General features: G+C 72.4%; 6 protein-coding genes and 2 tRNA genes. 3 read left to right on the forward strand and 5 right to left on the reverse strand.

The window, feature by feature from the left end; translation table 11 throughout:
- Positions 1-162: 162 nt before the first annotated feature.
- Both ACFT4A_RS40135 and ACFT4A_RS40140 read left to right on the forward strand, forming a co-directional pair.
- The gene (locus ACFT4A_RS40135; protein WP_382840954.1) at positions 163-921 is read left to right on the forward strand and encodes an IclR family transcriptional regulator; all 759 of its coding nucleotides are present in this window, start codon (positions 163-165) and stop codon (positions 919-921) included.
- Positions 922-1,026: 105 nt separating this feature from the next.
- Positions 1,027-1,100 (forward strand) — tRNA-Lys (locus tag ACFT4A_RS40140).
- Here the strand turns inward: ACFT4A_RS40140 and ACFT4A_RS40145 are convergent.
- From ACFT4A_RS40145 to ACFT4A_RS40165, 5 genes are all read right to left on the reverse strand, one after another.
- A complete protein-coding gene (locus ACFT4A_RS40145) occupies positions 1,066-2,730 on the reverse strand; it encodes a long-chain-fatty-acid--CoA ligase (protein ID WP_382840957.1) in 1,665 nt (554 codons plus the stop codon). The genes ACFT4A_RS40140 and ACFT4A_RS40145 overlap by 35 nt on opposite strands.
- Positions 2,731-2,770: 40 nt before the next feature.
- Positions 2,771-3,235 (reverse strand): DUF3592 domain-containing protein, encoded by a 465-nt coding sequence (locus ACFT4A_RS40150; RefSeq protein ID WP_382840961.1) that lies wholly within the window; start codon positions 3,233-3,235, stop codon positions 2,771-2,773.
- A 107-nt stretch (positions 3,236-3,342) separates the two neighbouring features.
- Positions 3,343-3,948, reverse strand: coding sequence for a lytic polysaccharide monooxygenase (locus tag ACFT4A_RS40155; protein WP_215121160.1), 606 nt, complete (start codon positions 3,946-3,948; stop codon positions 3,343-3,345).
- A gap of 101 nt (positions 3,949-4,049) precedes the next feature.
- Entirely contained in the window at positions 4,050-5,171 is a 1,122-nt protein-coding gene (locus tag ACFT4A_RS40160; RefSeq protein ID WP_382840964.1) for an SPFH domain-containing protein, read from the reverse strand.
- 61 nt (positions 5,172-5,232) lie between these two features.
- Complete coding sequence (locus ACFT4A_RS40165) at positions 5,233-6,549, reverse strand: peptidoglycan-binding protein (protein ID WP_382840966.1); 1,317 nt, start codon at positions 6,547-6,549, stop codon at positions 5,233-5,235.
- 202 nt (positions 6,550-6,751) lie between these two features.
- On the opposite strand from ACFT4A_RS40165, the gene ACFT4A_RS40170 reads away from it, so the two are divergent.
- Positions 6,752-6,825 (forward strand) — tRNA-Lys (locus tag ACFT4A_RS40170).
- Positions 6,826-6,866 lie beyond the last annotated feature (41 nt).

Below are 6,866 nucleotides of genomic sequence, written 5' to 3' on the forward strand. Positions count from 1 at the left end.
TCGGATCGGGGCATGCTCCTGGCATATGCCAGCGGGTCAATGTCCCGGCCCGGGGGCCCGAAATCTTGTCAACCCCCGCTCTCCACAACCCCTTTGCCGGTTATCGTGGAGATGAATCGCTGTCCGGATTACGGCCAACAGCAAGCGCAGGGGGAGACCACCGTGGCGCTGAGGAACGAGCCGACCACCCCGTACCACTCGGCCCAGGAAGCCCTGCGCGTCCTGGAGACGGTGGCGCGAAACAGTTCCGGCGTCACCGACACCGAACTCGCCCGGCGTACCGGCACAGGACCGGAGCGGCTCACCGCACTGCTGCGCATGCTGCGCCGCGAGGGCTACGTCGAGCAGATCGCCGACGGCGCGTACGTCGCGGGCGAGGCCCTGGCCCGCCTCGGCTCCGCCCGCCACCGTGAGCAGGCCCTGCGCGACAAGCTCCAGCACACCCTGGACCGGCTGCGCGACTCGGTCGGCGCCGCCGTCTACATGAGCCGCTACGTCGACGGCGAGATCAGCATCACCCAGTACGCCGACAGCCCGGCCACGCCCAAGGTCAACGAGTGGGTCGACTTCCGCTCCTCGGCCCACGCCACCGCGATCGGCAAGAGCCTGCTGACCCAGCTCGACCACGCCGGCCGCCGCGACCACCTCGCCCGGCACAAGATGGCCCGCCTCACCTCGCGCACCATCACCAGCGACCGCCTGCTGCTCTCCCGGCTGGAGGCCCAGCCGGCCACCGTGCCCGTCCTGGACCTCCAGGAGTACGCGGTCGGCACGGTCTGCGCGGCCGTCCCCATCACGGCCGGCTCCTCCGTCGGCTGCCTGGCCCTGTCCCTCCCGGTCGAGCACGCCCACCGCCTCCGCCAGGCCGCGGACGCCCTCAACCGCAACGCGGCCCCGGTCCTGCTGTCCATGGCGATCTAGCCACCGCCAGGTGGTCGCCAGGTGGTCAGAAGCACCCCCGGAGACCGGGTAGTATTTTCCCGTCGCCCACCGCGGAACGAGGTTCCACCGGTAGGCGGGAGTCATGCGCCGCTAGCTCAGTTGGTTAGAGCAGCTGACTCTTAATCAGCGGGTCCGGGGTTCGAGTCCCTGGCGGCGCACCGGTGAAGGGCCTCTCGTGGGAGCGAGAGGCCCTTCGGCGTGTTCGAGGTCCGCCCCGGTCAGCCTGCGGTACGTGCCCTTCCCCGGCGGTCGCCACCACACCGGATCGGCGCACCGGAAGCCCTCCCCGCGCAACGCCGCCCGGTGGATCTTGTTCGTGGCCGTGACGGGCATACGGTCCGACACCCGGACGAACCGAGGGGCCATCTTCGTCCCCAGATCCGGCTGGGCGAGCAGGAACTCCGCGAAGGACAGCGGGTCGAAGGCGCCGGCGATCGTCGCCATCACCTGGTCGCCGGTCACCGGGTCCGGCACCGCGTAGACGCATACCGCGGCCGCCCCCTCGTAGCGGGCGAGGATGTTCTCGATCATCGCGGCGGCCAGGTTCTCGCCGTCGACGCGAAGGCGGTCGTCGGTGCGCCCGGCGAAGTGGAGGTAGCCGTCGGTGTCGCGGCAGAAGAGGTCGCCCGTCCAGTACCAGCCGTCCTTGCGGCGCTCCGCCTCCGCCGCCGGGTTGCGCCAGTAGCCCTCGAAGGGGCTCGGCCCCTGGTTGACCAGTTCGCCGATCGCCTCGTCCCCGTTGAGCAGCCGGCCCGCCGCGTCGAAGCGGGCCGGTGGGCACTCCCGGCCCGTCTCCGGGTTCAGGACCACCAGCCCGGGCGTCGCCCGCCCGACCGCTCCGACCGGTGTGCCCGGCGACCACTGCACGGCCGCCCCGCCCTCCGACGAGCCGTACCCCTCGACCAGCCGCACCCCGAACCGCCGCTCGAACGCCGCCGCGTCCACCGCGCCCGCCTCCGTGCCGAAGCCCAGACGCAGGGGGTTGTCGCGGTCCCCGGGGTGCGGGTCGGTGGCCAGGACGTACTGGATCGCCCGGCCGACGTAGGTGAAGTACGTCGCCCCGTAGCGGCGTACGTCCGGCAGGAAGCAGGACGCCGAGAAGCGGCGGCGCAGCGCCACGGCCGCCCCGGTGACCAGCGCCGGGGCCCAGTCGGCGATCACCGCGTTGCCGTGGAACAGCGGCATGCAGACGTAGTGGACGTCGTCCTGGCCCAGGGAGAACTGTCCGGCCAGGGAGCGTCCGGCGGCGGCCAGGCGGCCCTGGGAGCAGAGGGCGGCCTTGGGCGCGCCGGTCGAGCCGGAGGTGAAGTAGAGCAGGAAGCGGTCGGACGGGGTCGCGCGGGACGCGTCCGGCCGGGCGTCCGCGTAGGGGGCCAGGAGGTCGGCGTAGTCCGCCGTGTCCGTCACCAGCAGGCGCACCCCGGGCAGGTCCAGGCCCCGGAGCAACGGCAGATGGGCCCGCTCGGTGACCAGGACGCGGCACTCGGTGTGCAGGATGTCGCGGGCCAGTTCGGCACCGCGGCGGGTGGGGTTGACGCCGGCGACCGCAGCCCCGGCCAGGGCCGCCGCGCCCAGCCAGAGCGGGAACTCGGGGATGTTGTCGAGCAGCACCCCGAGGTGGGGTTCGGCGCCGGGCGGCAGCAGGTCGGACAGCAGCGCGGCCCGGGCCGCGGCGCCCGCCGCCACCTCGTGGTGGGTCAGGACCAGGTCCTCGTAGCGCAGCCCGGGGCGGTGGTCGCCCCACCGGTCTGCCACGAGTTCCGCCACCGTGCTCACCCTGGAGTCCATGGGCGCGCACGGTAGTTGACGTATCGTCAGAAGTGGAGCGTTACGGCTGCGGGAAGTCGCCCACGGCGGAGAACATCGCGTACGTCACCGCCATGAAGCCGAGGGCGAAGAGGATGAACGTGCCGAGGAAGGCGAGCAGGCACCCCGTACCCGCCGCGAGCTTCCCTGGCGCCGGGGGCCTGGCCGTGGCGTGCTCCGGGCGGTCCGCCGGGTAGTGCACGGTGACGATGTCGCCCTCGAGGGTCGTCCCCGGTCCGCCCCGCTCCTCGAACCGGACGCCGCGGCCGTCGCGCGTGGTGAACTCGTAGACGTGGTGCAGAGTCGTGTGTACCGAACTGTCGCCGCCACCACTCGTCGTGGTGTACGTCCGAAGACAACGCGCCTCGGCGGTCAGGCCGCTGCTCCAGGCGCGGCTGACGCGGACGGAGCGGCGGATCACGGCGACCACGGCGCAGGAGGCGACCGCGATCATGAGCGCGGGCACGACGTAGAACAAGGCTTCCATGAGCTCCCCCGAGGCCCTGCGCGGCCATCGGTCGGCCGGCGTGGAAGGAAACTACCCACGCCGGCCGAACCGGTGACTCAAGAGAACCTCAGAAGGCTCCCGGAAGTTCAGAACGTGACGTCCGAGCAGGCGTAGAACGCGTTGGCCGTGTCGGCGATCGTCCATACGGCGACGATGACGTGACGGCCGCTCAGCCCGGACGGCAGCCTGCCGCTGTGGGAGAGCGTCTGCGGTGGCCGCTGACCGTTGTACGGGACCGTGAAGAACGGTGTGAGGTTGAGGTCGGACCGGGCCAGGTTGTGGTTCTGGTTCCAGCCCGGCTTGGTGACGTAGTACCGGAAGTCGGTCGTGGCGTGCATGGCCGTGAACTGCCAGCGGAACGTGTAGCTCTGGCCGCCCGTCACCCTCGTGGCGGGCCAGGCGCCGCCGGACGGGGTGCGCGGTGCGCTGAGCTGGCCGAAGTGGCCGAGGCCGGCGTTGCAGATCTGCCCGTCGGCGGGACCGGACGCCGGGAAGCCCTTGGGGCCCTCGACGCTCTGCGGCTCCCACTGGATGGATCCGCAGTTGGTCACGGTGCCGTTCTGGCAGAGCTTCTGCCTGCTGATGGGGAGGTCGGTGTAGCCGTGGCCGCTGGCGCCGCCGGAGGAGAGCACGAGAGCTCCGGTCGTGGCCAGTCCCACCGCGGCTGCGGACAACTTGGTCCTTGTACGCATGCTGCCGCTCCTGGAGAACGTGGGGGATGTTCAGTGAGCCGTGCAGGTAGGTCTAGACCAAGTCTGAATGTAGGAGGGTGAACTGAACATGTCCATACCAATCACGGGGGCGTTTCCCCGCGCCCCGCGCAGAACGCCACCGTCAGGTCCTTCACCAGCACCTTCCGCTCGTGGTCGTCGAGTTCGACCAGCCCCCGCATGGTCAGCCGGGTCACCGTGTCCTCCACCGAGTCCACGACCGAGGTGAGCACACTCGCCCGGTGCTGGGCGTCCAGCGCCGCGATCCGGCGGCGGTGCAGCGCGGCGGCGACCTCGGGGTCGTACTCCGCCCGGAGCGGCTGCACGGAGAACACCTCCAGGCCGACCGGGGCCGCCTCCGCCGACACCAGCCGGGTCAGCACCTCGGCCGCCGCCTCCCCGGCTCCCCTCGGGCCGCCCGGCATCACCACCGGCACCCGGGCGAGCGCCGCCTCGACGCACTCGCGCAGGTACGCCTCGTGGTCCTCGACGCCCAGCGTGGCCCGCGCGGTGTCCAGCACCCGCCACACCACCAGGACGACCACCCGCAGCGCGACCCCGTGCGCGTCGGTCGCGGGCACCGGCTCGCTGCGCCAGTGCCGCAGCCGTACGTCCACCCGGCGGCGCAGCAGCAGCGGGTTGACCCACAGCAGGCCGGAGCGCCGGACGGTCCCCCGGTAGCGGCCGAACAGGTCCAGCACCCAGGCCCGTCCGGTCCGGCCCCGGGCCAGCCCGCCGAACCCGAACAGCGCGAGCGCCCCGGCCCCCGCGTACGCCGCCCACTGCGCGGGACCTGGCCCGGCCCCGGCATGGGCGGGCAGCCGCAGCGCCTCCAGCGCGAGCGGCGGCAGCACCCCGGCCCACCAGGAGGTGGCCACGCACCCGGCCGCCCCGCACGCTCCGGCCAGCACACCCGCCGCGCCGGGCAGCACCCGCGCGGGCCGCTCCACCAGGTCCGGGTCGACCTGCGGCACCGGACGCGGCGTCAGAGCGGCCGCGCGCCTGAGGCGCGGCTGCTCCCCCGTGCCCTGCCGACGGCCGACGACCGCCGTCGGCAGCGGTACCGACACCGGGTCGGGGTCGTCGCGGAACAGCAGATGGACGGGGATCTCGGTGGTGGACTCGTTCTGGATGAGCCGGGCGCCCCTGGTCGGCCCCTCGGCCGGTCCGTCGGGCTCGGACGGGTGGGAAGTGGTCGTGGTCATGCGTGCCTCCAGCCTCCGCGCCAGATGCGTCACAACGGTGGACCCCCCGGTACCGGGAGGGCTACGCGAACAGCCGCCGCCAGGTCTCCGGCCCCGGGAAGCCGTCCGCCGCTCCGCCCCGCCAGCCCTGGGAACGCTGGAAGGCCTCGACGGCCCGCCGGTCCGACTCGCCCCAGCGCGGCCCCGGCCGCCGCGGGTAGAACCTGCCGAACCCCTTCCGCACCAGTTGCTTCCCCAGCCGGGTGACGTACGGGTTGCTCGCACCGGGCCGGAACATCGCCCGGCCCGGGTAGCCGGGGACACCGTGGGAGGAGGGCGGCGGCCCGGCCTCCTGAGCGGTGACGTCCTTGCCCTTGCCCGCGACCAGCAGCTCCCAGGTGCGCGGGCCGGGCAGCCCGTCGGCGTCCGGGCCCTTGAAGCCCTGGGCCAGCTGGAAGGCCCGGGTCGCCCGCCGGTGCGCGTCCGTCCAGCGCGATCCCGGCTCCGAGGGGAACGAGGCACCGGCCCCGCGCGCGACGAGCATGCGACCGAGCTGTGTGACGTACTTGTTGTCCGCGCCGGGGCCGAAATACGTCGCTCCCGGGTACGGCGTGGCGGCCGGTGCGCCCGGCAGCCCCCTGTCCTTTCCGGGGGCCGTCTCCTCCTGCGCGGTGAGGCCCTTGTAGCGGTAGGGCACGTACCGGTCGGAGTCGCTCGAGTAGGCGTACGGGGTGGTCTGCCGGCGGGTGTGCGGGCGGGCCTGCTCGTAGGCCGTGTAGGAGGTGTGCTTGGTGTTCGTCCAGCCGCCGAAAATGACGACGTGCGAGCCGCTCTCCGGGTTGGCCGGATTATGGAACAGCAGAATGTCGCCCGGCTGGAGTTCCTCCTTGGAAATCCGTTCACCGAATTGGGCGAGGCTGCCCGTCCATTCGTTTCCGGGCAGCTGCCAGGCCATCGATACATAGCCCGAGCAGTCCTGCCGGTAACCGTCGGACCAGTATGCGTTCATGTTGTACGGCACTTTCGCGGCGACCCAGGTCTTGGCCCGGTCGATGATGTCCGTACGGGTGATGGCGGCCGGCTCCAGGGCGTCGGAGGGCTTGCCCTCACGGCCGTCGGCGCCGTGCAGGGGTGCCGTGTCGCCCTGGGGGGTCTCGGGATCTTCATCTGCGAAAACACCCGATCGGTGGGGTGCCTGCGGGGCGGCGGCGGCCGGTACGGCGTGGCCCGCTCCGAGGGTGGCGGCGGCCACGGCGGCCAGGGCGAGAGCCCGGTGAGCGGCCGGATGGGTGGTGGTGCGGCCGGCCGGGGAACGCGGCAGGACGCGGCGCCAGTGGACGCAGCCGGGGCAGTCGCAGTCGCCCCCGGGGTCGAATTCCTCGAATACCGGCGACTTCATGCGATTCCCCTCACAGTTCCGTCGGAAATATGGCGGCGCCCGTGCTGGCCCGGGCGCGCGCCGTCAGTTTCTCAACTGTCTTCCGCACTCGCATGCTGACGGTCCGAATGATGTAACCGACCGCCCTTGCCGGGGCCGCCCGGGCCTCGGTCCGGCGGTCCGGAGCACCTCCGGGCGTCCTGTAGAGTTACGCCGTCAGCGCGCGCCGCTAGCTCAGTTGGTTAGAGCAGCTGACTCTTAATCAGCGGGTCCGGGGTTCGAGTCCCTGGCGGCGCACGATGCCGGTGGCGGTTTGGGTTCGCAGACAACGCGAACCC

Origin of the sequence: Streptomyces sp. NPDC057099 (genome assembly GCF_042671245.1) — a bacterium.
Taxonomy (GTDB): domain Bacteria; phylum Actinomycetota; class Actinomycetes; order Streptomycetales; family Streptomycetaceae; genus Streptomyces; species Streptomyces purpurascens.

Coding starts and splice junctions, on each gene's coding strand:
- ACFT4A_RS40145 (WP_382840957.1), bottom strand. CDS start 2,730: ATGGACTCCAGGGTGAGCACGGTGGCGGAACTCGTGGCAGACCGGTGG.
- ACFT4A_RS40150 (WP_382840961.1), bottom strand. CDS start 3,235: ATGGAAGCCTTGTTCTACGTCGTGCCCGCGCTCATGATCGCGGTCGCC.
- ACFT4A_RS40155 (WP_215121160.1), bottom strand. CDS start 3,948: ATGCGTACAAGGACCAAGTTGTCCGCAGCCGCGGTGGGACTGGCCACG.
- ACFT4A_RS40160 (WP_382840964.1), bottom strand. CDS start 5,171: ATGACCACGACCACTTCCCACCCGTCCGAGCCCGACGGACCGGCCGAG.
- ACFT4A_RS40165 (WP_382840966.1), bottom strand. CDS start 6,549: ATGAAGTCGCCGGTATTCGAGGAATTCGACCCCGGGGGCGACTGCGAC.